At 59.0% G+C, this 25,494-nt stretch carries 22 protein-coding genes; 20 read left to right on the top strand and 2 right to left on the bottom strand.

What is annotated here, in order from left to right:
• Positions 1-66 precede the first annotated feature (66 nt).
• The 4 genes from L6762_RS04300 (at position 67) to L6762_RS04285 (ending at position 5,824) form a co-directional block, all read left to right on the top strand.
• Positions 67-414 (top strand): preprotein translocase subunit YajC, encoded by a 348-nt coding sequence (locus tag L6762_RS04300; RefSeq protein ID WP_237185745.1) that lies wholly within the window; start codon positions 67-69, stop codon positions 412-414.
• 86 nt (positions 415-500) lie between these two features.
• Positions 501-2,246: a protein translocase subunit SecD gene (secD, locus tag L6762_RS04295; RefSeq protein WP_237185744.1), complete on the top strand. Its 1,746-nt coding sequence runs from the start codon at positions 501-503 to the stop codon at positions 2,244-2,246.
• The gene (gene secF / locus L6762_RS04290) at positions 2,239-3,315 is read left to right on the top strand and encodes a protein translocase subunit SecF (protein WP_237185743.1); all 1,077 of its coding nucleotides are present in this window, start codon (positions 2,239-2,241) and stop codon (positions 3,313-3,315) included. The genes secD and secF overlap by 8 nt, the downstream gene beginning before the upstream one ends.
• A 130-nt stretch (positions 3,316-3,445) precedes the next feature.
• A complete protein-coding gene (locus tag L6762_RS04285; protein WP_237185742.1) occupies positions 3,446-5,824 on the top strand; it encodes a RelA/SpoT family protein in 2,379 nt (792 codons plus the stop codon).
• On the opposite strand, the gene L6762_RS04280 is transcribed toward L6762_RS04285, so the two are convergent.
• Both L6762_RS04280 and L6762_RS04275 read right to left on the bottom strand, forming a co-directional pair.
• Positions 5,821-6,576, bottom strand: a complete 756-nt coding sequence (locus tag L6762_RS04280; protein ID WP_237185741.1) for a type IV toxin-antitoxin system AbiEi family antitoxin — start codon at positions 6,574-6,576, stop codon at positions 5,821-5,823. The genes L6762_RS04285 and L6762_RS04280 overlap by 4 nt on opposite strands.
• A 159-nt stretch (positions 6,577-6,735) precedes the next feature.
• Complete coding sequence (locus L6762_RS04275) at positions 6,736-8,025, bottom strand: DUF349 domain-containing protein (protein WP_237185740.1); 1,290 nt, start codon at positions 8,023-8,025, stop codon at positions 6,736-6,738.
• A gap of 300 nt (positions 8,026-8,325) precedes the next feature.
• Here L6762_RS04275 and hisS point away from each other — a divergent pair, with 300 nt between their 5' ends.
• From hisS to aroC, 16 genes are all read left to right on the top strand, one after another.
• Positions 8,326-9,678, top strand: a complete 1,353-nt coding sequence (hisS, locus tag L6762_RS04270; protein WP_237185739.1) for a histidine--tRNA ligase — start codon at positions 8,326-8,328, stop codon at positions 9,676-9,678.
• A 108-nt stretch (positions 9,679-9,786) separates the two neighbouring features.
• Positions 9,787-11,559 (top strand): aspartate--tRNA ligase, encoded by a 1,773-nt coding sequence (gene aspS, locus L6762_RS04265; RefSeq protein WP_237185738.1) that lies wholly within the window; start codon positions 9,787-9,789, stop codon positions 11,557-11,559.
• Positions 11,560-11,683: 124 nt separating this feature from the next.
• A complete protein-coding gene (locus L6762_RS04260; RefSeq protein WP_237185737.1) occupies positions 11,684-12,145 on the top strand; it encodes a hypothetical protein in 462 nt (153 codons plus the stop codon).
• Positions 12,146-12,537: 392 nt separating this feature from the next.
• Entirely contained in the window at positions 12,538-12,972 is a 435-nt protein-coding gene (gene dtd, locus L6762_RS04255; protein ID WP_237185736.1) for a D-aminoacyl-tRNA deacylase, read from the top strand.
• 69 nt (positions 12,973-13,041) lie between these two features.
• A complete protein-coding gene (locus L6762_RS04250; protein WP_237185768.1) occupies positions 13,042-14,391 on the top strand; it encodes a replication-associated recombination protein A in 1,350 nt (449 codons plus the stop codon).
• A 376-nt stretch (positions 14,392-14,767) separates the two neighbouring features.
• Positions 14,768-15,892: a hypothetical protein gene (locus L6762_RS04245; protein ID WP_237185735.1), complete on the top strand. Its 1,125-nt coding sequence runs from the start codon at positions 14,768-14,770 to the stop codon at positions 15,890-15,892.
• Between the two features lie 305 nt (positions 15,893-16,197).
• The gene (locus tag L6762_RS04240) at positions 16,198-16,464 is read left to right on the top strand and encodes a hypothetical protein (protein ID WP_237185734.1); all 267 of its coding nucleotides are present in this window, start codon (positions 16,198-16,200) and stop codon (positions 16,462-16,464) included.
• Positions 16,433-16,666 (top strand): hypothetical protein, encoded by a 234-nt coding sequence (locus L6762_RS04235; protein ID WP_237185733.1) that lies wholly within the window; start codon positions 16,433-16,435, stop codon positions 16,664-16,666. The genes L6762_RS04240 and L6762_RS04235 overlap by 32 nt, the downstream gene beginning before the upstream one ends.
• 422 nt (positions 16,667-17,088) lie before the next feature.
• On the top strand, positions 17,089-17,721 hold the full coding sequence (gene rpsD / locus L6762_RS04230; RefSeq protein WP_237185732.1) for a 30S ribosomal protein S4: 633 nt from the start codon (positions 17,089-17,091) through the stop codon (positions 17,719-17,721).
• A 143-nt stretch (positions 17,722-17,864) separates the two neighbouring features.
• A complete protein-coding gene (locus L6762_RS04225) occupies positions 17,865-18,290 on the top strand; it encodes a DUF948 domain-containing protein (RefSeq protein ID WP_237185731.1) in 426 nt (141 codons plus the stop codon).
• Complete coding sequence (locus tag L6762_RS04220) at positions 18,291-18,761, top strand: peptide chain release factor 4 (protein ID WP_237185730.1); 471 nt, start codon at positions 18,291-18,293, stop codon at positions 18,759-18,761. It begins immediately after the preceding gene.
• A 46-nt stretch (positions 18,762-18,807) separates the two neighbouring features.
• Positions 18,808-21,495: an alanine--tRNA ligase gene (gene alaS / locus L6762_RS04215; protein ID WP_237185729.1), complete on the top strand. Its 2,688-nt coding sequence runs from the start codon at positions 18,808-18,810 to the stop codon at positions 21,493-21,495.
• Positions 21,496-21,523: 28 nt separating this feature from the next.
• Positions 21,524-22,042 carry a Holliday junction resolvase RuvX gene (ruvX, locus tag L6762_RS04210; protein WP_237185767.1) on the top strand — a complete coding sequence of 173 codons (519 nt, stop codon included), beginning with the start codon at positions 21,524-21,526 and terminating at the stop codon, positions 22,040-22,042.
• On the top strand, positions 22,035-23,249 hold the full coding sequence (gene mltG, locus L6762_RS04205; RefSeq protein WP_237185728.1) for an endolytic transglycosylase MltG: 1,215 nt from the start codon (positions 22,035-22,037) through the stop codon (positions 23,247-23,249). Before ruvX ends, mltG begins: the two co-directional genes overlap by 8 nt.
• Positions 23,249-24,178 (top strand): shikimate dehydrogenase, encoded by a 930-nt coding sequence (locus L6762_RS04200; protein ID WP_237185727.1) that lies wholly within the window; start codon positions 23,249-23,251, stop codon positions 24,176-24,178. Before mltG ends, L6762_RS04200 begins: the two co-directional genes overlap by 1 nt.
• A gap of 101 nt (positions 24,179-24,279) precedes the next feature.
• Positions 24,280-25,494, top strand: coding sequence for a chorismate synthase (gene aroC, locus L6762_RS04195; RefSeq protein WP_237185726.1), 1,215 nt, complete (start codon positions 24,280-24,282; stop codon positions 25,492-25,494).

The following is a 25,494-nucleotide window of genomic DNA, read 5'->3' as shown; positions in this document are numbered from 1 at the left end:
AGGAACTTGGCATAGAATGGGGACTTAGTTTGTTCACCCCCACCAACTACGTTAAGAGGGATTCTCGTGCAGTCAGGCTCACCCCTGTTTATGCTCCTACTTCTGGGCATCATGATGCTGGTGCTCATCGTGCTACCGGCCCGCCGCGCCAAGAAAGCCCAGCAGCAGATTAAGGAACGTCAGGACGCCATGGTGCCCGGCACCCAGGTCATGACTAACTTTGGTCTCTACGGCTCTGTTGTCTCCATCGACAAGGAAGCCAACACCGCCCACCTGGAAATCGCTCCGGGCACCGTGGCTAAGGTTCATCTCATGACCGTCACCAGCATCGAGGAAGACACCGCTGCCGCGCCGGTAGCCGACGCCGAGCGTCCTGTTATCCAGGGTGAAGTCGCAGACGATCCCAAAAACTAAACCACAGCTTAGGGTGCGCTACCTCTAGATTCAGAGGTGGCGCGCTTTTTCACGTTTCACGAACCCACTCACCTGAAGGGGCACAGATGGCTCAACCATCCAACGTCACCAAAGCCAGAGGGGCACTTGCCTCGATGGCCCTGGTGCTGCTCTTACTCGCCGGAGGAATCTTCGGCACCACCTTTTCCGGGGGCAGCTGGCTGCCCAAGCTGGCCCTAGACCTCTCTGGCGGTACCCAGCTCATCCTGTCGCCCGAGGTCAACGACTCCTCGGGCGAGGCCATTACCGCTGAGCAGCTCGACCAGGCTGTTGAAATTATCCGCCAGCGCGTCGACGGCGCGGGCGTGGCAGAAGCTGAAGTGACCACCCAGTCGGGCCAGAACGTCGTTGTTTCTGTGCCCGGTACCTTGAGCTCAGAAACCCGTGACCTGATTCAGACCTCGGCGCAAATGAGCTTCCGCGCGGTCATCAACGCTGGCACCCCGCAGGCGGTTGCGGCGGACGCTGCCGCTGCCGAGGACGCCCTACCCTCACCGACGGCTGAACCCACCGACGGGTCCGACTATAACTGGGTTACCGGCGACCTCTGGCGCCAGTACGAGCAGCTGGACTGCACCGTCCCCGCTAACGTGGATACCTCCAACCAGGATCCCAACGCCGCTATTGTGGCCTGTGCTTCCGATGGCAGTGAGAAATACATCCTTGGCCCCATCGAAATTGAGGGTACCGACATTGACACTGCCTCCTACTCCCAGGTGGCTAGCTCAACCGGCTTCGCCACCGGCCAGTGGGGCGTTAACATTGTCTTCAATGAGGCCGCTACCCAGACCTTCAAGGACGTCACTACCCGCCTGAACGCAATTCGCGGTGCCAACGCGTCCGACCCCCGCGCCCGTTTCGCCATCATGCTGGATGGCCAGGTACTTTCTTCCCCCGTCACCCAGGCGGTCATTACCAACGGCCAGCCCCAGATCACCGGTAACTTCACCGAGCAGGACGCCGCAAACCTGGCTGAGCAGCTCAAGTACGGTGCCCTGCCCATTAGCTTCACCATTCAGTCAGAACAGCAGATTTCTGCAACCCTGGGTGCTGACCAGCTAAAGATGGGTCTGATTGCCGGTCTAATCGGTCTGCTACTGGTGTTTGTCTACTCCCTCTTCCAGTACCGTCTGGTGGGCCTGGTCAATATCACCTCGATTATTGTGGCTGGTCTGCTCTCCTACGGGGTGATTGTGCTGCTGGGCCACTTGATGAACTACCGCCTGTCTCTGGCGGGCGTGGCCGGTCTGATTGTGTCAATCGGTCTGATGGCAGACTCCTTTATCGTTTACTTTGAACGTATTCGCGATGAGATTCGTGCCGGCCGCACCATCCCTGCCGCTATCGACCACGGCTGGCTGCGGGCCAAGCGCACCATCATGGCCTCCAAGGCCGTGAACCTGCTGGCCGCTGTAGTGCTTTACTTCGCCTCGGTTGGTAACGTGCGCGGCTTTGCCTTCACCCTGGGTCTCACCGCTATTTCAGACCTGATTATCACCTTCCTCTTCATCCACCCGCTTATGGTTCTGCTGGGCCGCAAGGACTACTTCCGTAACGGCGGCCGCTTCTCGGGCATGGACCCGGTAGCCCTCGGCTCCACCCCGCTCTACCGGGGTGCGGGGCGCGTCCGCACCCCTGAGGAAGCCGAAGGTTCTCTCTCCCTGGCTGAGCGTAAGCGCCGCGAGCGCCTTGCCGCTGAGGCGGCTGAAGCCGAAGCGGAGCAGGGGAGTGCTGATGCGGAGCCCCTGCCTGCCGCAGATTCCACCACTACCGAGGAGGCCCGCCGTGGCTAATAAACTCGCTCAGTTCGGTAATGAACTGCATTCTGGTCAGCGGTCGTTTGGGTTTGTGCCTAAGCGGCGACTGTGGCTGACGATTGCCCTGGCTCTGGTTGTGCTGGCGGCCCTGGTGCCGGTGGTGCGCGGTGGCTTCAATCTGGGTATTGAGTTCCGCGGTGGTTCTGAGTTCACCGTGTCGCAGGTGGCTGATACCGATATTTCTATTGGCCAGCAGGCGATTGCGGACGCCGCCCCCGAGGCTACCGACGTGCGCGTCACTAATATCGCTGCGGGTACCGTACGCGCTCAGATGAGTGAGCTGACCGACGATGAGACTCTGGCTGTGGGCCAGGCCCTGCAGTCGGCCTATGGTGTGAGCGCTGACCAGGTGACCTCGTCCTTCGTGGGCCCCACCTGGGGCGCTGGGGTGACCCAGCAGGCTCTGGTGGGTCTGGTCTGGTTTATTCTGCTGGTGATGATCGGTATGGCTCTGTACTTCCGTACCTGGAAGATGTCGGTCTCGGCAATTGCTGGCCTGATCTTTACCATCGTGACCACCGTGGGGCTATACGCTCTCATCGGTTTTGAGATTACTCCCAGTGCGATTATCGGCTTCCTGACGGTGTTGAGCTACTCTCTCTACGACACGGTGGTGGTTTTCGATAAGATTCGTGAGAATACCGAGGGGCTTGAGAAGCGCCGCGACACCACTTTCGCTGAGCAGGTGAACCTGGCAGTGAACCAGACCCTGGTGCGCTCTATCAACACCTCGATTGTGGGTATTTTGCCGGTGGGCTCGATTCTCTTCATCGGTGCCCTGCTCCTGGGGGCGGGAACCCTCAAGGACCTCTCCCTGGCCCTCTTCGTCGGTATCATCATCGGTACCCTGGGCACCCTCTTTGTGGCGGCTCCTGCCTACGCTGCCCTGCGCTTGGGTGAGAAGGGTGTGCGTGAGCATACCGAGCTCGTCCGCCGTGCCCGTCAGGGGCAGGTAGAAGAGGCCGAAGAGCGTGAGGACGCCGTCGCGCAGCCGGCTGCCCCGGTGATGGTTACCGTGCATTCGGTTAACCTCGATAGCAAGTAGGGCCAAGAGCTAGGCGTTTTACCCTAGAAACGGGAGCGGATGACTGTCCGCTCCCGTTTTTGTTACACACAGTGTGGAATTAATCTAAGATAGTCCCACACGAATATTTCAGTTTGAGGGGGAATTGGGCATGAGCCGGTCAGAAGAGAGCAGCCAGAAGGATTCTCGCGCAGAGGGTAAGCGGCCGGTTCGCGGGTCGCACCGGGTCATGTCTGCTTCGGGGCGTGTGCCAACCCGCCTGGTATTTGGGCGTGAGCAGCAAGAGGGCCCCGCCCCCCGTTTTTCCCCGGTACTGGCACCGGTGATTCGCACCGTCAAGAAGTACCACCCCGACGAAGACCTTGAGGTGCTGCAGCGGGCCTTCCAGGTCGCGAACCACTACCACCGGGGGCAGAAGCGCAAGAGCGGGGACCCCTACATCACCCACCCGGTAGCCGTGACGACCATTCTGGCTGAGATAGGTGCTACCGGCCCCGTGCTGGTCGCTGGTCTGCTGCACGATACGGTCGAAGATACCGAGTACACCCAGGAGCAGCTCACCGCTGATTTCGGCTCTGAGGTGGCCTACCTGGTTGATGGCGTCACCAAGCTTGATAAGGTCAGCTACGGCGATAACGCCCCCATCGAGACAATTCGCAAGCTGGTTATCTCGATGTCGCAAGATGTGCGCGTGCTGCTCATCAAGCTGGCTGACCGCCTACACAATGCCCGTACCTGGCGGTTCGTCTCCGGTGCCTCTGCGGCACGTAAGGCCGAAGAGACCCTGCAGATTTATGCCCCGCTGGCTCACCGCCTGGGTTTGAACACCATCAAGTGGGAGCTGGAAGACCTCTCCTTTGCCGCTATGAGCCCCGATATCTACGCCGAGATTGTGCGGATGGTGGGCGAGCGTACCCCTAAGCTCGAAAAGTACCTGGCCGAGGCCCGCGTGACGATTGAGGATCGCCTGGCCCAGGTAGGTATTGAGGCCACTGTAACGGGCCGCCCCAAGCACTACTACTCCATTCATCAGAAGATGAAGACCAAGGGTAAGAGCTTCGACGACATCAACGATATTCTGGCCGTGCGCATTATGGTCGAGGACGAGAACGATTGCTACACCGCCCTGGGGCATGTGATGTCCCTGTGGATGGCGGTTCCTGGGCGCTTCAAGGACTACATCAAGCAGCCCAAGCACAACCACTACCAGTCACTGCACATGACGGTGCACGGGCCCGGCGGCCTGCCCCTGGAAATCCAGATCCGCACCTACAAGATGCACGAAGAGGCTGAGTACGGTGTGGCTGCCCACTGGCGGTACAAGGCTGCCTCCCGCGGTGAAAAGGTAGACCTTTCACCCAAGGAACCTAGCACCCAGACCGCTGCCTTCAACATCGGCATTTTGCAGTCAATTTCTGAGATTTCGAACTCCAACCCCGAGTCTGAGCAGTTCTACCAGCAGCTGTCTGAGCGGCTTGAGACCGATGAGATTGTGGTGCTGACTCCGCAGGGTAAGCCCATTAGCCTGCCGGTGGGCTCAACCCCGGTTGACTTTGCCTACGCTATCCACACCGAGGTGGGGGACCGCACCATTGGGGCTAAGGTCAACGGCAAGCTGGTGCCCCTGCACACCGAGCTCGAAACCGCCTCAACGGTTGAGATTCAGACAACCAAGGATGAGAACCACGCCCCGAGTGAGGACTGGCTCAAGTTCGTGCGCACCAGCAAGGCGCGCACCAAGATTCGCCAGCACTACGCCAAGGGCCGCCGCATCGAGGCCATGAACCGGGGCAAGGAGCGCGTGGTCAAGGCTATGCGTCAGCACGAGCTTCCCCTGACCAAGATGATGACCCCCGAGCTCATGCTGCAGGTAGCCCAGGACCTGCACAAGCACGATGTGGCCACCCTCTACCACGCTGTGGGCGAGAACGAGGTAGAGACCCAGGCCGTCATTACCTCCCTGGTCAACCTCTACTACGGTGAGGACGAGGTCGACCAGACTGTTGAACTCGATAGTTTCGACGCCTCCCTGGTATCTAACCGCCGCTCGGTGGGCGATGACAACGGTGTGGTGGTACCCGGGGCCGAGGGTATTCTGACCAAGATTGCCCGCTGCTGCACCCCTGTACCGCCCGACGATATCGTTGGTATCGTCACCCGCTTGCAGGGCATCTCGGTGCACCGTACCGACTGCCCCAACGTACTGAGCCAGGCTGACGACCCCCGCCAGACCGCGGTGGAGTGGGCATCGCACGGTAACTCCGTCTACCGGGTTTCAATCCAGGTGGAGGGCATCGACCGTAAGGCCCTGCTCTCAGACACCATCCGGGTTATTTCTGAGGCCGGCTGCAACATCGTGGACGCCAAGGTGCACACCAGCGACGAACGGTTTGTGGTCAACCGCTACACCGTAGAGCTCTCTGACCGCTTCATGATGGAGCACCTACTGAACCAGATTCGCAACGTCCCCGGCATCTATAATGCCTACCGCCTGACCGGCTCGCGTCCGCTCATGAACCAGCAGGGCTAGACCCCGGCTATCTCTGCCGCCTCAAGCTGGTGAGCCAAGTGCTGGGCTCTGAGCAGGGCTGTAGCTTTAAGGCTCATCTGCTCCCGGGCACTCTGGAGCAGAAGCTCAGGAGTAACGCTGTTCTGGCTATCGAGCAGGATTGCTTTGACGATAGCCAGGTCGCCCTCATCGACCGAGTGGGTAATGATATCTAGGGCGGTTTTCAGTGGCGTGGTCAGACGAATCGGCCCGATCGTCATGGTGTCGTAGGGGCGAAGCTGGGCCTGATGGGTGGCAAAGTCTGCCCGGTAGGAGCGGGGGAGATTACACCGGTTATCGCGGTCGTAGTCTACATGCAGTCGCCCTTCGGGTAACTCGGGCAGGTAGCCCAACACCCAGGCTGCGGTGGTTCGGCTATAGCGAATCCGATGGTGGTAGCCTGCCGGGGTAAGTAAACCCAGGCTGGCTGCCCGCATAAGTGGGGTGGGCTCGTCCTCCGGCTCCCGGTAGATGCCGTGATGAAAGTGCACCAACCCGCGCTCCTTGAGGAAGGCCCGCCACTGAGCTGCGGGGAGCCCCGTGGTCTGCTGGCTATACAGGCGGACGAGCGCCGGTAGCTCCCGCGGATCGGCCTGTTTGTGCTCTGCCCGGGCGGGCTGAAAAGAACTGCTGTCGTGGGCGATAACCTGCAGGGAGTTGTGGGGGCTGGGCCTTCCCGGGGCTAGGGGGAAGGGGAGCTCTGAGAGAGCGCCGAGTGAGTTGAGATGTTCCATGCCTACGTTTTAGCACATCAGATGCAGGTGCACGATAAAAAGTTGTCAGGCTGTGGATAACTTTCCCGCCTAAAATTACTTATCCACAAAAATCCCCCGTCTACCGGCCGGTAGACGGGGGATTCTGCGTCACAAAGACGTCACAGACAAGTCTGGGGGTTAGGCGCCAAACTCAGCAGAAGAAGCCTTGAGGGTCTCAAGCCACTGCTTGCGGGCGTCCAGGGCTTCCTGGGCCTTCTTGATCTTCTGGGCGTTGCCGCTGGCTTCAGCCTTAGCCAGGTCGGCTTCAAGACCGGCGATGGCGTCCTCCAGCTGGGTCAGCATGGAGTTAGCGCGAGCCTGCTTAGCGGGGTCGGTCTTCTGCCACTTGGCGTTCTCGGCGCGGTGGATTTCGTCCTGAACCTTACGCAGTTCCTGCTCAACGCGGCGCACCGAGTTGCGGGGTACGCGTCCGATAGCTTCCCAGCGGTCCAGAATACCCTCAAGGGCCTTCTTAGCCGCAGCGATATCGGTAACGGGCAGGATGCCGCGGGCCTCTTCCAGCAGGGCTTCCTTAGCCTGTAGGTTAGCCTCGAATTCCTTATCCAGTTCAGCGTTCACCGCGGTGCGGGCGTCGAAGAAGACGTCCTGGGCTGCACGGAAGCGGGCCCAGAGGGCGTCATCTTCCTTGCGGGTGCCGCGGGGGGCTGCCTTCCACTGGTCCATCAGATCGCGGTACTTAGCGGCGGTTGCTGCCCAGTCGGTGGAGTTCTGCAGAGCCTCAGCCTCAGCGATGAGGGCTTCCTTCACGCGCTTAGCCTTGGCATTAGCCTCATCGAGCTGGGAGAAGTGGGCACGGCGGCGGCGGTCAAAGCTGGTGCGGGCAGCGCGGAAACGCTTCCACAGCTCGTCCTCGATGCTCTTGGCCAGGTGGTGTTCCTTCTGGGTCTTCTTCCACTCTTCGAAGAGCTCGTTCATGCGGGCGTGGGAGTTCTTCCAGTGAATAGCGGAGTCGTCCTTAGCCACGATAGCCTCAGCCTCAGAAACGATAGCTTCACGGGCTTCAAGGGCTGCCTGGCGAGCTTCGGCGCTCTCGGTCTTCTCTGCTTCCTCACGCTCATTGATTTTGCCAACCAGGGCAACCAGGCGTTCTTGCAGGGCGGCGTAGTCGCCCACCATGTTGCGCACAGCAACCTGCTGGCCCAGGTGGGCAGCTGCCTTCTGCAGGTCAGCGGCCTTGGCCTTGCGCTCTACGCGCTCTTCGAGCAGGGCAACCTGGGCTTCAAAGTTCTCAAACTTACGGGCGAAGTAGGCGAGGGCTTCGTCGGCAGATGCGCCGGGTACCTGGCCTACGGCGTATTCTTCACCGTCAACGATAACGAAAACGTGGCCGTCCTCGTCCACGCGGCCGAACTTACGGGCCTTGTCGAGGTCTACGTTGAGGGTGGTGTCGTCGGATTGGGTAGTCACCGCTATAACTCTTTTCGCATCAGTAGTGGGGGGCGAACCCCCGTTTAAGTAATGAAAAGTGCACCAGACCGGGCCGTATCGATAGGGCTGGTTGCCGATTCGCGAAGAGGCGGCAATAATCTATCGGGCGCAGGTGGCGCAGTTACCAGCATAGCGTGTTTAGGGCGAAAGCGGGTGCAATTACCCGGCAGGTGCGCCTTCGGTCTAGTATTAAAGGGACTGTGCTCTGCTGTGAGACCGCTTGTTTCCCGGGGGCACGTTACCTACTTCGACCGTTTTCAACCGATAAAAGGGGAGCACATGGCTCGCAAACAATCGCTTTCTGGTTTTCCGGAGCACCTGCCCGAGGAACGCCTGGTAGAGAATTTTGTTCTCGATACTTTGCGAGAGACCTTTGAGCTTCACGGTTTTTCGTCGATTGAGACCCGTTCGGTAGAGACCATTGAGCAGCTTCTGCGCAAGGGCGATATTGATAAAGAGGTCTACGCGGTCTCCCGCCTGCTTGATGATGCGGACGAAGCCCGGGGCGGCAAGAAGGAAAAGCTGGCCCTGCACTTTGACCTGACCGTTCCCTTTGCCCGCTACGTGGTAGAGAACGCCGGTTACCTTTCCTTCCCCTTTATGCGCTACCAGATTCAGAAGGTCTGGCGCGGTGAGCGCCCCCAGGAGGGTCGCGCCCGCGAGTTCACCCAGGCCGACGTGGACGTCGTTGGTGACGGTGTCCTGCCCTTCCGCTACGACGTGGAACTGGCCCTGGTCATCGTCGATGCGCTCTCTAAGCTGCCGATTCCCGACTTCAAGCTGCGCGTCAACAACCGCAAGCTCTCCGAGGGCTTCTACCTGGGTCTGGGCCTGACCGACACCGCCGGGGTGCTGCGCAATATCGATAAGCTTGAAAAGATCGGTGCGGACGCCGTCGCCCAGCTTCTTAAGGACGAGGTCGGCGCTACCGACGAGCAGGCCGCTGCCGCCCTGAAGCTTGCCAGCATCCGCGCTGAAGATACCTCTTTTGCTGATCAGGTGCGCGCTCTGGGCGTCACCCACGACCTGCTCGAAGAGGGCCTAGCTGAACTGACCGAGGTAATCGGTGAGGCAGCTAAGCGCGCCCCCGGCAAGGTAGTAGCTGACCTTTCTATCGCCCGCGGTCTGGACTACTACACCGGCACCGTCTACGAAACCGTGCTGGTAGGCCACGAACAGCTGGGCTCTATCTGCTCCGGTGGCCGCTACGAGTCCCTGGCCTCAAACGGCAAGAAGACCTACCCCGGTGTGGGCCTGTCCATCGGTGTGACCCGCCTGGTGGCCCGCATCCTGTCCCAGGGCTTTGCCGAAGCAACCCGCAAGGTGCCCACCGCCGTCCTCATCGCCCTCACCAACGACGATATGTGGTCAGGTGCCCAGGACGTCGCCGACGCTCTGCGCGCCCGCGGTATCGCCTGCGAGGTCTCAGCCACCGCCGCCAAGTTCGGTAAGCAGATTAAGTACGCCGAGAAGCGGGGCATCCCCTTCGTCTGGTTTATCTCAGCGGGGGAGAACGGCGAACTCACCCACGAGGTGAAAGACATCCGCACCGGCGAGCAGGTAGCTGCTGACCCCGGCATCTGGGCCCCGCCCGCCGACGACCTGCACGTGCGCGTGCTCCCTACCGCCTAATTCACACCCGTCCAACCGGTGCCAGGCGCACCACAACACGGTAAAATCGGGAGCAAACTGAACTTTAGACAGTGCCACCCGGTACCGTGCCCCATCGAAAGGAACTCAGTGCTACGCACTCACACCCTCGGCGAGCTAACCGCCGAGAACATCGGAGAAACCGTTACCCTCTCTGGCTGGGTAGCCCGCCGTCGCGACCACGGTGGCGTGGCCTTCGTTGACCTGCGTGACCGCGAAGGCGTCACCCAGGTTGTCTTCCACAACGAAGCCGACTTCGAGCACTTACGCAACGAGTACGTCCTCAAGGTCGTGGGCGAAGTAACCCGCCGCCCCGAAGGCAACGAAAACCCCAACCTCACCACCGGTGACATCGAGGTCATGGTCAAGCAGACCGAGGTGCTCAACACCTCAGCGCCTCTGCCCTTCCAGATCGATGAGCACGTTGAAGTAGGCGAAGAAGCCCGCCTCAAGTACCGCTACCTGGACCTGCGTCGCCCCGAGCCCTCTCGTCTCATGCGCCTGCGCTCAGAGGCCAACCGAGCCGCCCGCGAGGTTCTGCACGGCCAGAACTTCACCGAGGTTGAGACCCCCACCCTGACTCGCTCCACCCCCGAAGGTGCCCGCGACTTCCTGGTGCCCGCCCGTCTGGCCCCCGGCTCCTGGTACGCCCTGCCCCAGTCACCCCAGCTCTTCAAGCAGCTGCTGCAGGTGGGCGGTATCGAGAAGTACTACCAGATTGCCCGCTGCTACCGTGACGAGGACTTCCGCGCTGACCGTCAGCCCGAGTTCACCCAGCTTGACATCGAAGCCTCTTTCGTAGACCAGGAAGACATCATCGACCTGGGCGAGCGTATCGTTGAGGCCGTCTGGAACCTGATTGACGTGAAGGTTCCCCGCCCCATCGAGCGTATTACCTACAAGGACGCCATGGAAAAGTACGGTTCGGACAAGCCCGACCTGCGCTTCGGCCTGGAGCTCACCGCGCTGACCGACTACTTCAAGGACACCACCTTCCGCGTCTTCAAGGCCCCCTACGTCGGTGCTGTTGTCATGCCCGGCGGTGCCTCCCAGGCCCGCCGTACCCTGGACGCCTGGCAGGAATGGGCCAAGCAGCGCGGTGCTAAGGGTCTGGCCTACGTGCTGATTCAGGAGGATGGTGAGCTGACCGGCCCCGTTGCCAAGAACATCACCGAGGCTGAGCGCGAGGGTCTGGCTGTTGCTACCGGCGCCAAGCCCGGTGACTGCATCTTCTTCGCAGCCGGTGAAGCCAAGGCTTCCCGTGCCCTGCTGGGTGCAGCCCGCGTGGAAATCGGCCACCGCACCGGCCTTATTAAGGACGGCGACTGGTCCTTCGTTTGGGTCGTGGACGCCCCCATGTTCGAGTCCGCTGCTGACGCAACCGCGTCCGGCGACGTCGCCCTGGGCCACTCAGCCTGGACCGCAGTACACCACGCCTTCACCTCACCCAAGCCCGAGTACCTGGACTCCTTCGACGAGAACCCCGGCGAGGCTCTGGCCTACGCCTACGATATCGTCTGCAACGGTAACGAAATCGGTGGCGGTTCAATCCGTATCCACCAGCGTGACGTGCAGGAGCGCGTCTTCAAGGTCATGGGTATTACTGAGGAAGAGGCCCAGGAGAAGTTCGGCTTCCTGCTGGAGGCTTTCAGCTTCGGTGCACCCCCCATGGGCGGTATCGCCTTTGGCTGGGACCGCGTGCTACAGCTGATCGGTGGCACCGACTCTATCCGCGACGTCATCGCCTTCCCCAAGACCGGTGGCGGCTACGACCCGCTGACCGCAGCCCCTGCACCGATTACCGCGCAGCAGCGGAAGGAAGCAGGTGTGGACTTCAAGCCTAAGAAGGACGGCGAGAAGTAACCAACCCTTCCCGGTAGGTACCATTTAAACCAGAAATACCCACGAACTAGGTGGGTATTTCTGGTTTTTCTGGTCTTTTCTAGCCGGGAGTGAAAAATGCTTACCTTCCTCTTACCATGGAAGTATGAGCAGAAAAGTGGTTGCAATAATCTGCGCATTGTGTGTATGTGGGATGGTTTGCTGGTTTCTAGCGTGGAGTCTGGTTCCGGATTTCTCTATTTCTGAGTATGAGTTCTCGGTTTTAGGGGATTCACTACGGAACTTGGGTGGAGTAGCCGCGGTCTTTGTTGCAGGTACTGCGGCATGGATTGCTTATAGGACTAATGAGAATCGGCGCAAGGAAGCAAATAGGTCAAACTTCAAAGATAGGATGCAGTGGACGGTTGAGCACCTTTCGAGTACAAGCCATGTAGAGCAGGTCTACGCCCTAAAGCTGCTTGAAGAGCTTTCCCGTGATCCTGAACTGGACCCTGCTGATAGTAGGCTGGCTCAGTCTATAGTTAAGACCTATAAGGAAGAGCTCGAACAGGAAACCAGACAAGTATCATCTAGAAAGTCTTGGAGATTCAGCCGCAACCGACGATAATTGAGTTAACTGAGAAAGGGGTACACCTGATGACTTCGATAGTAGTTACCCATTCACCAAAGTCGACTGATAGGGTTGGCCGTAAGGTCCAACATGTGTCTCAAAGCCGCCGACAGCAAGAAGTGGCAGAACAACTGAAAATTATTGCAGAGATTGAGGCTAATTTAGCAAAGCCTCGTTCATACTTTAAGAATCTTCGCCGGAAAGAACAGGCAAAGTAACCTGCAGGTAGTGGAGGGGTGCCTCATCCGATGAGTCTGACCTTCACCCGGTAGGTACCATTTAAACCAGAAATACCCACGAACTAGGTGGGTATTTCTGATTTAAATAGTCTTTTCTAGGGCAGTTGATAGGCTAGAACCGTCAGCCACCCTCCAGACAAAGGAGCACCCATGCGCGCAGTTCTTCAACGGGTAACCTCAGCTTCCGTTACCGTTGACGGCGAACAGGTAGGAGCTATCGACCAGCCCGGCCTGCTGGTTCTGGTGGGTATTACGCATACGGACGGCCCCGCCCAGGTTGCCAAATTGGCAGATAAAACCGCTCACCTGCGGCTTTTAGAAGGGGAGCGGTCTGTGCTCGATGAGGGTGCCCCGGTGCTGGCGGTCAGCCAGTTTACCCTCTACGGGGACGCGAAGAGGGGGCGGCGTCCGTCCTGGTCGGCAGCTGCTCCCGGCCCGGTCAGCGAACCCCTCTTTGAGGCCTATGTGCAGGCCTTGCGTGACTTGGGTCTGACGGTTGAAACCGGCCTCTTTGGAGCCAATATGCAGGTCAGTCTAACGAACGACGGCCCTGTGACCCTGATTCTCGATACCGATTCCCTCTAAGGTAAGTTGACCGTGGAACCCTCCCTCTTCTTTTTTGACGATTCTCAGCCAGATACCGATAGCGAGCAGGTGACGCGTCGGCGGGAGCGGGCACCGCTGGCCGTGCGTATGCGCCCCCGCACTCTCGATGAGGTGGTAGGGCAGAAGCACCTGCTGGGCCCAGGCTCACCCCTGCGGGTACTGGCGGGTGAAGGGGGCGGACCTGCGGGGCCCAGTTCGGTGATTTTGTGGGGCCCACCCGGTACAGGCAAGACTACGCTGGCCAACGTGATTGCCGGGGGAGCCGGGCGCAAGTTCGTTGAGCTCTCTGCCATTACGGCAGGGGTGAAGGACGTCCGCGCCGTGATGGAGCAGGCCCTTGAGGACCGCGATTTTCGCGGACTTACTACCGTACTTTTTCTTGATGAGATTCACCGTTTCACTAAAGCCCAGCAGGACGCCCTCTTGCCGGGTGTCGAGAATCGCTGGGTGGTGCTGGTGGCGGCAACCACCGAGAATCCCTCGTTTTCGGTGATTGCACCCCTGCTGTCGCGTTCTATTCTGCTGACCCTGCAGGGTTTGACCGACACTGACATCGCTGAACTGCTCCAACGGGCGGTTGCCGACGCCCGGGGTTTTGCCGGTGTGATTTCTCTAGAAGACGATGCTGCTACGCACCTGGTCAAAATGGCCAATGGGGACGCCCGCAAGGCTCTGACCTCTTTAGAAGCTGCTGCCGCTGTGGCCTTTGGTGAGGCTGAGGACGCCGGGGTTGAGTATTCGGTGAACCAGCCATTGCCGGTGACGGCTGAGCACGCAGCTTTAGCTGTGAACAGGTCGGTTGTGCGCTACGACAAGCAGGGGGATCAGCACTACGACGTCACCAGTGCCTTTATTAAGTCGATTCGGGGCTCAGATGTTGATGCCGCCCTACACTATCTAGCTCGCATGATCGAGGCGGGGGAGGACCCCCGCTTCATTGCCCGGCGACTCATCGTTCATGCCAGTGAGGATATCGGGATGGCCGACCCTACAGCCCTGACCGCAGCGGTGAACGCTGCCCAGGCTGTTCAGCTGGTGGGGATGCCCGAGGCTCGGCTGAATTTGGCCCAGGCAACCATTCACCTGGCATCTGCCCCTAAATCCAATGCTGTCTATCGGGCAATCGACGGAGCCTTGGCGGACGTCCGCGCCGGCTTGGCAGGGCCGGTGCCCCTGCACCTGCGCGATGGTCATTACCCGGGGGCCGTTGCGCTGGGGCACGGCAGGGGCTATATCTACCCCCACGACCAAAAGAACGGAGTAGCCCGCCAACAGTATACCCCCGATGCCCTCGCAGGGAAGGTCTACTACGCCCCTACGGTCTTCGGAGCGGAAAAGGAGCTGGGAGAAAGACTGAAAAGGGTGGAATTATTGAGAAAGCCTGATGGTTATTGGTAGACATGAGTGGGTCAAGTGGTGAAAAATTACTTGAACTTACCGAATATCACAGTGAATTGCCACACATAATGTGGGATTTGTGGGAGAAGATTATCAATCCCAAGAATTGTAAAGGGTTGTGAAAACTGGGGGTAAGCTCCGCTCTGACAAGCTCATATAGCAACAATAGCTGTGAATGTGTTGACCTATCTGGTAAAAATAGTCATATAAAAGTGGTTTCTTCTCACGCAATTTCATATCTCAGCTGCGTCAAAGGGCTGTATCTTCTATTTTTCTTTCCTATAATTGATTTAGTTTCCATTGCGAACGGCGGTTCGCACTAGGCTGCTGCAGTGGTAACACGTCTTTTTCATCCCCCTATATGAGGAAAACATACATGACTCACAATGTTTCTCGCCGCACCCTGGCTAAGGGTGCCACTTGGGCGGCACCTGCCGTTGTGGCAACTGCTGCTATTCCTGCGTATGCAGCTTCAATGAGCTGCCCTGACGATATTGATATTCAGGTCGATGCTGTCTTCCAGGCACGTTTGGCTTCTTTGCCTAGCCTGCGGAACACCACCTTCCGTTTCTGGTTCACAAACAACGCTGGTACCAACGGTGCTTTGCACACCTCTAACCTGCGTATGCAGGTCACCAACGGCGGGTCTCTGAACGTCTCTGGTTTACCTTTTGGCTTCGAGTTCGCTCAGCGTAACGTTGCCACTTCTCCCGCTATCAACAAGCTCTTTGGTGGCGGCACCATCCGCAGTGCCCGGATGCCTGCTGAATGGCCCGCCAACGCCAAGTGGAACACTCGCACCGGTGTAGCTGATGCTTCACCCGCAGCTATCAACGTGGACAACCCCAACGCTCCTAATCAGCGCGACGTTTCCCACGCCTCTTCCTTCATTAACGTCTACTCTGCCGATGGCCGCTACAAGAACCTGGGTGCCGGTGAATTTGGTGAAGAGACTGGTGTTGTTGAAGGTAATCACCTTAAGTGGCTATTCTCCGTCAAGCCCAACACTGCCGCCACTAAGGGTTCTGCTGTTGACTTCATTAACTCCCACTGGCGTGATGCCACCCGTCTTGGGTCCGGTGCAATTTATACTGCTATCGGCATTCGCCCCGTTGGCTTCTTGCCCCCTAGCTTCGATGAGGTTCGCGCTTCCATCGGGTCCTCGGTTGATGAGGCCTGCCTGCTAGAGGCATACACTAAGCGTGCAGTTATCTGGAACAATAGTAACCAGCGTTTCGCAGGTGCTACTATCCAGTTCTCTGGCTGGTCCCATGACACCAGTGGTGATACTAAAGCCGTTACCTACCCCGGTAGCGATTATGTTTATTCCAATGAGATTGGTGCTTTCCAGCGTACTACCCCTGCAGGTAACGCTGGTACCGGCTTCAACGGCTCTACCAGCAACGCTATTACTTTCTTCAATAACCAGCTGGTTGGACTCCCTCGTGGCCAGAACACCCAGCTTGGCTACCAGCTCATGTATGCAGATGGTATCTGGTAAGATTAAAGGATATAAATCCAACTCTTTGTGTCTATAGTTAGACTCATAGGGAAAGGGATAAGCGGGGGAGGGTTTACATATCCCTCCCCCCGCTCTGGTATGTCCTCTGAGAGTCCCGTGTGGGGCTGATAAGGCGCAAATAGAGAGTTTTTGCCCCCATAAAAGGGGGGGGTAAAAACGAATGCATAGTCAGTCTTTAGCTTGCTAAAATCTTAGGTATGCCGCTGATTGGTTAAGATTTAATAGTTGGCCCCCTCGGCATATTTCTCACGCTTCCGTATCTTTAGAGATCGGATGATGTACCTATGATGGAAAAGACCCTGACTGCAACCGCTGTAGGCGCTCTAGCCCTGGGCGGTGCAGCCCTGACTCCTGCGGAGGCAGCTACCACACCTACCTCTGTTGATGTCTACACCAACGTAAGTTCTTTCGCTCCGGTTCCCGGCCTAGCCACCATCGGCCAGCTCTATCTAGGGAATGCAGGCTCCGCCTCAGGTAACCTGCCCCGTCCGGAACACCTCTTTAACCCTCACTACCTCGATGTCAACCAAAATCAAGATTGCTCGTGTTAACTCCCACACCTTTATGGTGACCCTCCGCGATGAGCTGGGCCCCGGCAAGCAGATTCGTCTTGACTGGGCTCATGGGCACTACTTTAACCACTCCAAGCGTAACAAGATTGTGGTTACCACCGACTACATCCCTAAAAATGCTGTAGACACCAACACTGCCAACAATACCAGCGTCTACGATAACTACGGCCACGGCATCTAAGAAATTAAAGGTTCCACCTATATGAGAGTAAGTCGGCTCTAGGAGATTTTTCTCCCCTGGAGCCGACTTCTTATGTTTGTAAACCCAGAAAAAGCTTGTTGAGCATACAGGAGACGCTATGTTTAATATCATAGTCACTTCCTCCTCCCTAACCTACCCTGAGTGGCTACACTAGGGAAGTAGCTGGCAGACTACCCAAAACGCAGCGTCCGCCCCGGAGTCGGGGTAGAAACTGATCACCGGGTAGCTCGTAGTACCGAGAGTGCGGCTGCTCTCTACTCTCCACCGCCCAAACCGTGGGCGGCCCACCGGAGGCCAGACCACCAGAACAATGGCACACCCACACCCGTGGGAACCGCTCAGCACACCACCGTATATGCGTTACGAGCCGTGCCAACCGCTAAAGAAAAGGAATACGAACTGTGGCAAACCACAACCGTACCCGCCGTGCCGTGCGTCAGTCACGTGCCCTCGGCATCGCACTGACCCCCAAGGCAGAAAAGTACCTCGAGCGTCGTCCTTACGGCCCTGGCCAGCACGGCCGCAGCCGCAAGAAGGCTGACTCAAACTACGCCGTACAGCTGCGCGAGAAGCAGCGTCTGCGCGCACAGTACAACATTCGTGAAGCTCAGATGCGCCGCGCCTACCTCGAAGCTAAGCGCATCGAAGGTCAGACCGGTAAGAACCTGGTCGAGATCCTCGAAACCCGCCTCGACGCTCTCGTCCTGCGCTCAGGTTTCGCTCGCACCATCGCACAGGCACGTCAGCTCGTCGTCCACCGCCACATCATGGTAGACGGCATCCGCGTTGACCGCCCCTCCTTCCGCGTCAAGCCCGGCCAGCTCATCCACGTTCACCCCAAGTCAGAGAAGATGGCACCCTTCCAGGTTGCAGCCACCGGTGCACACCAGGACGTTCTGCCCGACACCCCTGCCTACCTGAACGTAGAGATCGAGAAGCTCCATGCAAAGCTCGAGCGCGCACCCAAGCGTGAAGAAATCCCCGTGACCTGCGAAGAGCAGCTCGTGGTTGAATACTACTCACGCCTGGCCTAATCACGCCAAGCTTAACCAGCCCGCCCACCTGCACCCACACGGGAGCAGGGGAGCGGGCTGGCTCCTTAATGCCGTGTAAAGTAAGATTGTTATCAAATCGTGTCCTTTAACAGCCGGGTGACTCGGCAGAAAGCAGGAAAGCCGTGAGCGGAGCAGATATCGCGGGCCTCATTGCCGCAGGCGTATTCGCCATCTTGGTAGCCCTGCTAGCCCTACCCATCATCAAACTCGGCAAGGTCTTCGACGAACTTACCGCAACCATTCGGTCCCTCAATAATGAGACCACCCCGCTGATCGGCGAAGTCACCAAGACTGTGGCCAGCACTAACGCCCAGATTGAAAAAGTCGATAGCATCACCAGCAACGTTTCGGACGCCTCAGCTAACGTATCTGCCCTCTCTTCTCTGGTTACTTCCACAGTAGGTCAGCCCCTGATCAAGGTGGCAGCCTTCTCCCACGGCATCCGCAAGGCTGTAAAGGGGGACGGCGGTACGCCAGCAGGTTCACACCAGGCAGCACCCCGAACCGAAAGCCAGGGCTACACCGGCACCTCACCCGAAGGTCACTAAATGGGACTGCTTAAAAATCTACTCCTTATCGCAGGTGGAGCTGCCGCAGGCTATCTAGCCACTCGATCCACTAGCGCAGCACCGGCGTCCACTGATTTAGAGGTTTCAACGAACCGCCCCCTGCAAAAGATCACCGCACAAGGTAGCACCATGGCTCAATTCTTTGACTCTAAATACGGCGCCCCCTTTAAAGGTGCCGCCCTCAAAGCGATGAGCTTCGCGGCAACGGTCAAAGCCGGCATGGACGAAAAAGAAGCAGAGCTTAAAGACCGCTTCGACGCCCAGACCAAGGACGCTCGCCCCGGCTCCCTCGATACCTGGCAGCAGGGGAGTGAGCATCACCAGCTTGCAAGCGACCAGGTCATTGAATCTGAAGCCCTGCCACCGGCCGGTAGCCTGGCAGAGCGAGAAGCTGACATTAGACGGCGCCTAGAGCGCGATGCCGATCTCGGCAAAGACTTTTTCGCATAAGCGAACCACCCCAAGATTTACTATCAACCGAAGGAAGAAAGCCTCGATGCTCTCACAGGAAATCTCAAAGCGCTGGATCGAATTCTTCGAAAAGCGCGGGCACACCGTAGTACCCTCAGCTTCACTCGTATCACACGAGCCCGGCGCCATGTTCACCATCGCGGGTATGGTCCCCTTCATCCCTTACTTCCTGGGCCGTGAGACCCCCAAGTTCTCCCGCGCAGTGAGCGTGCAGAAGTGCATCCGCACCCTGGATATCGACGAGGTTGGCAAGACCGCCCGCCACGGCACCTTCTTCCAGATGGCCGGTAACTTCTCCTTCGGCGACTACTTCAAAAAGGAAGTTATCCCCTGGGCCTACGAGCTGCTCACCTCATCCATCGAAGACGGCGGCTACGGCCTGGACCCCGAGCGCCTGTGGGTCACCGTTTACGAGGGCGACGACGAAGCCTACGACATCTGGGTCAATGACGTAAAGTTCCCCGCCGAGCGTATCCAGAAGATGGGAATGGCTGAGAACTACTGGTCCACCGGCCAGCCCGGCCCCGCAGGCCCCGACTCTGAAATCTTCTATGATCGTGGCCCCGAGTACGGTAAGGAAGGCGGCCCCGCAGCCGACGACGACCGCTACATCGAAATCTGGAACCTGGTCTTCATGCAGTACCAGCGTGGTGAGGGTACCGGCAAGGACAGCTTTGAGATTCTTGGCGACCTGCCAAAGAAGAACATCGATACCGGCCTGGGCGTAGAACGTCTGGCCATGCTCCTGCAAGGTGTTGAGAACTTCTACGAGACCGACCAGGTGCGCCCCGTCCTCGATGCCGCAGCTAAGCTCTCCGGTAAGAAGTACCATGGCTCTGAAAACGCTAATGACGAGGGCTACGAGGACGACGTCCGTATGCGCGTGGTTGCCGACCACATCCGCTCCTCCCTCATGCTCATTGCTGACGGCGTCACCCCCTCAAATGAGGGCCGCGGCTACATCCTGCGCCGTCTCATGCGCCGCGCTATCCGCGCTATGCGCCTGCTGGGCGTGACCGAGCCCTGCCTGCCCGTCCTTTTCCCCGCCTCCAAGGACGCCATGGCCGGCGCCTACCCCTACGTAGCCGAAGACTTCGAGCGCATCTCCCGTATCGCCTACGCCGAAGAGAAGGCCTTCCTCAAGACAATCGAGTCTGGCACCACCCGCCTGGAAGAGGCAGTTGCATCCGCCAAGGCTGCCGGTAAGGGAGAAGTCTCAGGCACAGATGCCTTTGCCCTGCACGATACCTACGGTTTCCCCATCGACCTGACCCTCGAGATGGCTGAAGAAGCCGGTGTGAAGGTCGACGAAGCCCAGTTCCGTGCCCTCATGGAAGAGCAGCGCCACCGTGCCCAGGCCGACGCTAAGGCCAAGAAGGGCGGCATGGCCGACCTCTCTGTCTTCCGTGAGCTGGCTGATGAACGCGGCTCTATTTTCACCGGTTACAACGAACTGCGGACCGAAACCACCCTGCGCGCCATCCTGGTCGACGGTGTTTCTGTACCCGCGGCGTCCGCAGGTCAGAAGGTTGAAATCGTACTCGACGAAACCCCCTTCTACGCAGAAGCAGGTGGCCAGGCAGCTGATACCGGCGTGATCACCGGTAACGGTTTCACCATTGACGTTTCAGATGTGCAGCAGCCCGTCAAGGGTCTCTCTGTACACCGCGCAGTTGTGCGCGAGGGCGAGGTTGCTGCAGGCACCCCCGTTATTGCCCAGGTTGATGTACAGCGCCGCCAGGACGGCGAAAAGGCTCACTCGGGCACCCACATCATCCACGCAGCCCTGCACCAGGTGCTCGGTAACGAAGCAACCCAGCGCGGTTCCTTCAACAAGGAAGGCTACCTGCGTTTCGACTTCGCCTGGAGTGAGGGTCTCTCTGACGCTGCTAAGCAGGAAGTCGAAGAGGTAGCTAACACCGCTATCCGTGACAACTTCCAGACCATTACCCGCGAGATGCCCCTGGAGGAAGCTAAGAAGCTCGGCGCAATGAGCCTCTTCGGCGAAAAGTACGGCGACACCGTACGTGTGGTTGAGATGGGCGGCGACTTCTCCCGCGAACTCTGCGGCGGTACCCACGTTGGTTCAACCGCTCAGATCGGCTCCCTAACCTTGCTCACCGAGCAGTCTGTCGGTTCAGGTAACCGTCGCGTCGAAGCTCTTGTCGGTCTGGACTCCTTCAACCACCTGGCTGCCGAGCGCACCCTGGTCAATCAGCTGACCGGTTTGATGAAGGTGCAGTCCTCCACCGAACTGCCCGAGAAGATTAACCAGACCCTGACCAAGCTCAAGGAAGCCGAGAAGGAACTGGCAAAGCTTCGCAAGGAAAAGCTGCAGGCTGAGGCCGGTAAGCTGACCGAAACTGCCCAGATGGTAGGTTCCGTCCGCACCCTTCTGCACAACGCAGGGGAACTGGACGCCAACGGCGTGCGCGAACTGGCCCTTGACCTGCGCTCTCGCCTGGGTGAAGAGGCCGCTACCGTAGCCGTAGCAGGTGTGAACAATGGTCGTCCCGTTATTCTGGTTGCCACCAACCAGGCTGCCCGCGATGCTGGTATCAAAGCGGGGGCCCTCGTCCGCGTCGCTGCCGGTGTGCTCGGCGGTGGCGGTGGCGGTAAGGACGACGTCGCCCAGGGCGGTGGCCAGGACGCCACCAAGATCGACGAAGCTTTCACCGCTATCCGATCCACCATTTCAGAGCTGGGGGCCTAACCCAGTGACCTTCACCAGAGGCCGCCGCATGGGAGTCGACGTGGGTAATGCCCGCGTCGGCCTAGCCCTGTGCGACCCCGACGGCATACTCGCAACTCCCCTCAAAACCCTACGCCGCGATTTGAAAAAGAACTCTGACCGGCGGGTCCTTCGTAAACTCATTGAAGTTAACGAAGTGACCGAAGTATTTGTGGGGCTACCGAAGACCATGCGCGGGGGAGAGAGCCCCTCAACCCTCATGGCCCGCGAGTATGCCGAGGCCCTGGTGCAGGAACTAGCCGCTGACGATGCTTCCGTGCCCGTGTGGCTGGTCGATGAGCGACTCACTACCGTGAGCGCCCACCGGTCCCTGCACGAGGCAGGTGTGTCGAGCAGAGACTTTAAAAACATGGTCGATCAGGTAGCTGCCGTCAATATCCTGCAGCATGCTGTCGACACCCTCAAAGCCGGCCAGCACCTGGCCGGCTACCGCCTTGAGCTCACTGCCCCTCACGGTGAGCTTGATTCCAGCACCTCCAACGACGAAACGGAGAACCCGAATGTCTGAGAACTCGAGTTCTAGCCGCCCGCCGCGCCGCCGCACCAAGAACCAGCAGACCGACCTGGACGGCCTGCTGGGCTCAACCGAAGACGGAGCTAACGGTGGGTTCTTCACCGCCGTTGAAGAAGAATACACTAAGGACGATCGAGACCGCACCCGCCGTCGCTCCCGCAACTTTGTTATCTCAGCTGCTCTAGTTTTTGCTGTTGCACTCGTTCTGGTTGTCTCCATTCTTGCCCCCAAGTTTGGCTGGTTCGAGCGAAAAGACTTTGCCGGTGAAGGGAACGGCACCGAAGTTACCTTCACAATCCCCGAGGGTGCATCGGCTATAGGTATTGCTAACTCTCTGGAAGAGCAGGGCATTATTGCTAACGCCGACCGTTTCTTGCAGGAGTACTCAGATAAAGGCCAGGACCAGTTCTTCCAACCCGGTGAGTACACAATGCAAGAAGAAATGAGCAGCGCTGCTGCTCTGGGTGAGCTCCTGCGTTTTGACGAAGCCAACACCAACTACGTGGCGGTTGCCCGTACCTGGCGTATGGATAAGACCTTTGAAGCTCTTGCTACGGGCACCGGTATTAGCGCCCAAGAGTTCAAGGCATTATCAACCGACCCCACCCGCTTCGGTATTCCTTCACAGTTCCCCACGATTGAGGGCTTCCTCTTCCCGGGCGAATACCGCTTCCCCAAGGACGCCGGTGCTGAAGAAATCCTGCAAATGATGGTTGATAACACCTTCAACGCTCTAGAAGAGGCCGGTGTTTCTGGCGATGACCGAATCTTCCACGTGATTACCGTTGCCTCAATCCTGGAGTTCGAAGGTCGCGAGGCTGACTACTACCCAATTGCCGGTGCTATCGAGAACCGCCTGAATAACCCAGATGGCGAAACCAGCGGCTACCTACAGTCAGACGCAACCGTAGCCTACGGTCTGGGCATTCAGAGCTACCATATCTCTAATGAACAGAAGCAGGACGCCAGTAACAAGTACAACACTTTCTACTACAAGGGCCTGCCCGAAGGTCCTATCGGTTCACCCGGTCTAGCGGCTATTAAGGCAGCTGCCAACCCTGAGAAGAACGACTACTACTTCTGGGTCACCGTTGATCTCTTCACCGGTGAGACTCTCTTCGCTAAGACCTACGAAGAGCACCTGAAGAATGTTGAAGTATACGATGAATTCTGTAAAGCTCACGAGGGTGTCTGCTCCTAATGAGTAAGCAGATTACCGAGTGCCCCAAGGCTTTTGTCTTGGGGCACCCCATTAAGCACAGTAAATCACCCCTGCTGCATCTGGCCGCCTACCGGGCTATGGGGCTTGAGATGGGCTACGACCGGCTAGATACTCGCGAGGACCAGCTGGCCGACGTATTTGCCCTCCATACCCCCGAGCATGGCACCCGCGGCTTTTCTGTCACCATGCCGCTCAAATCAGCGGTCAAAGAGCACCTGGATTACCTGACCCCGTTTGCCCAAGCGGTCGGTGTGGTTAACACCGTCTACTGGCGGCACGATGTTGATGGCCGGTTGGCCTCCTGGGGCGATAACACCGATGTGTCTGGCATCGTCAATGCTCTGCGCCAGGCGGGCTTGGTCGGGAACCCCCAGCGGGCTGCCATCATCGGTGGCGGTGGTACCGCAACCGCCGCCCTCGCTGCCCTGAGCGCGATGGGGGCGGAGGGCGTCCGCGTTTTTGTGCGAGATGCTGGCCGGGCTCAGGGGGTTGCGGACGCCGCCACCCGGTTGGGCCTGAACCTTGATTTTTCTCCCATCGACAGCTTTGCTCAAAGCTACGCAGAGTTTGATGTGACAATCTGTACCCTGCCTGCTGGAGCAGCCGATGGGCTGCTGGCTACCGCAGAACGGGGTGAATCTGCGGGCTACCTGCTCGATGTCTCTTATGACCCCTGGCCCTCGGTTCTAGCGGGGGAGTGGGAGGCCCGAGGAGGGGCCGTGACCAGCGGACTTGAGATGCTGATGTACCAGGCAGTAGACCAGGTCAAGCTCTTTACCGGCCACGACAGGAGCCACCCCTTACCCCGGCAGGACGAAGTGCTCACCGCCATGCGTCAGGCGGTAGGGCTACCGGTTACAGACTTTGAACCCGAATCGGTGAACGAATCAGCCTGGCTCACACGCTGAGACTACTCGTACCGAATCGTGAAGTAGCGGTTTGCTATCGACCGCTATTTTTGGAAATCTTAGAACACAAGACCCACAGGCAAACGTAAAGAAGGTTAGAGATGCTACGTTGGCTCACAGCCGGTGAATCCCACGGCGAAGCCCTGGTAGGAATTATTGAAGGCGTACCGGCAGGTGTCGAACTTACCAGCGAGATGGTGCACGATGCTCTAGCCCGCCGCCGCCTCGGCTACGGCCGTGGTGCCCGTATGAAGTTCGAAGAGGACCGCGTGCGCATCCTCGGCGGTGTCCGTCACGGTAAAACCCAGGGCGGCCCTGTAGCTATTGAAATCGCTAACACCGAATGGCCCAAGTGGGTTGATGTGATGTCATCAGACCCCGTTGACCCCGCCCTGATTGAGGGGCGCGCCCGCAACGCGGCCCTCACCCGCCCCCGTCCCGGCCACGCAGACTTCGCTGGTATGCAGAAGTACGGATTTGACGAGTCCCGCCCCGTCCTTGAACGCGCCAGCGCCCGCGAAACCGCAACCCGCGTAGCCCTGGGCGTCGTTGCGGCCCAGATTCTTAAGGCTCTCGGCGTAGAACTGGTCAGCCACACCACCGCTATCGCTGAGGTAGCAGCCCCCGCCGACGCCCCGCGTCCTACCCCTCGCGATGTTGCTGCCCTCGACGCCGACCCCCTGCGCTGCTTCGACGCCGCAACCTCCGAAGCCATGGTCGCTACCGTCGATAAGGCCCACAAGGACGGCGAGACCCTGGGCGGCGTGGTAGAAGTTCTCGCTTACGGCCTGCCCCCGGGACTCGGCTCCTACGTGCACTGGGACCGCCGCCTCGACGCCCGCCTGGCCGCAGCCCTCATGGGCATTCAGGCCATCAAGGGCGTAGAAGTAGGCGACGGCTTTGAAACCGCAAAGCGCCCCGGCACCCGCGCCCACGACGAAATCGTACCCGGTGAGCACGGCGTCCAGCGCGTCTCAAACCGCGCAGGTGGTATCGAAGGTGGCATGACCATCGGTGACCTGCTACGCGTACGCGCCGCCATGAAGCCCATCGCCACCGTGCCCAAAGCCCTGGCCACCATCGACACCTCTACCGGTGAAGTTGCCCGCGCCCACCACCAGCGCTCAGACGTCTGTGCTGTGCCCGCAGCCGGCGTCGTCGCAGAGGCCATGGTCGCCCTGGTTCTGGCAGAAGCAGCCCTCGAGAAGTTCGGCGGCGATTCCATCACCGAAACCCACCGCAACATGGACTCCTACCTGGCAGCCATCCCCGAATCCCTGGCCTGGGAATCCAACGTAGCAGGGTGGGACGCCTAA

The sequence above is a fragment of the Rothia nasimurium genome, from assembly GCF_928381705.1.
GTDB classification, from domain to species: domain Bacteria; phylum Actinomycetota; class Actinomycetes; order Actinomycetales; family Micrococcaceae; genus Rothia; species Rothia nasimurium_G.
This window is presented reverse-complemented; position numbering and strand designations above follow the sequence as displayed.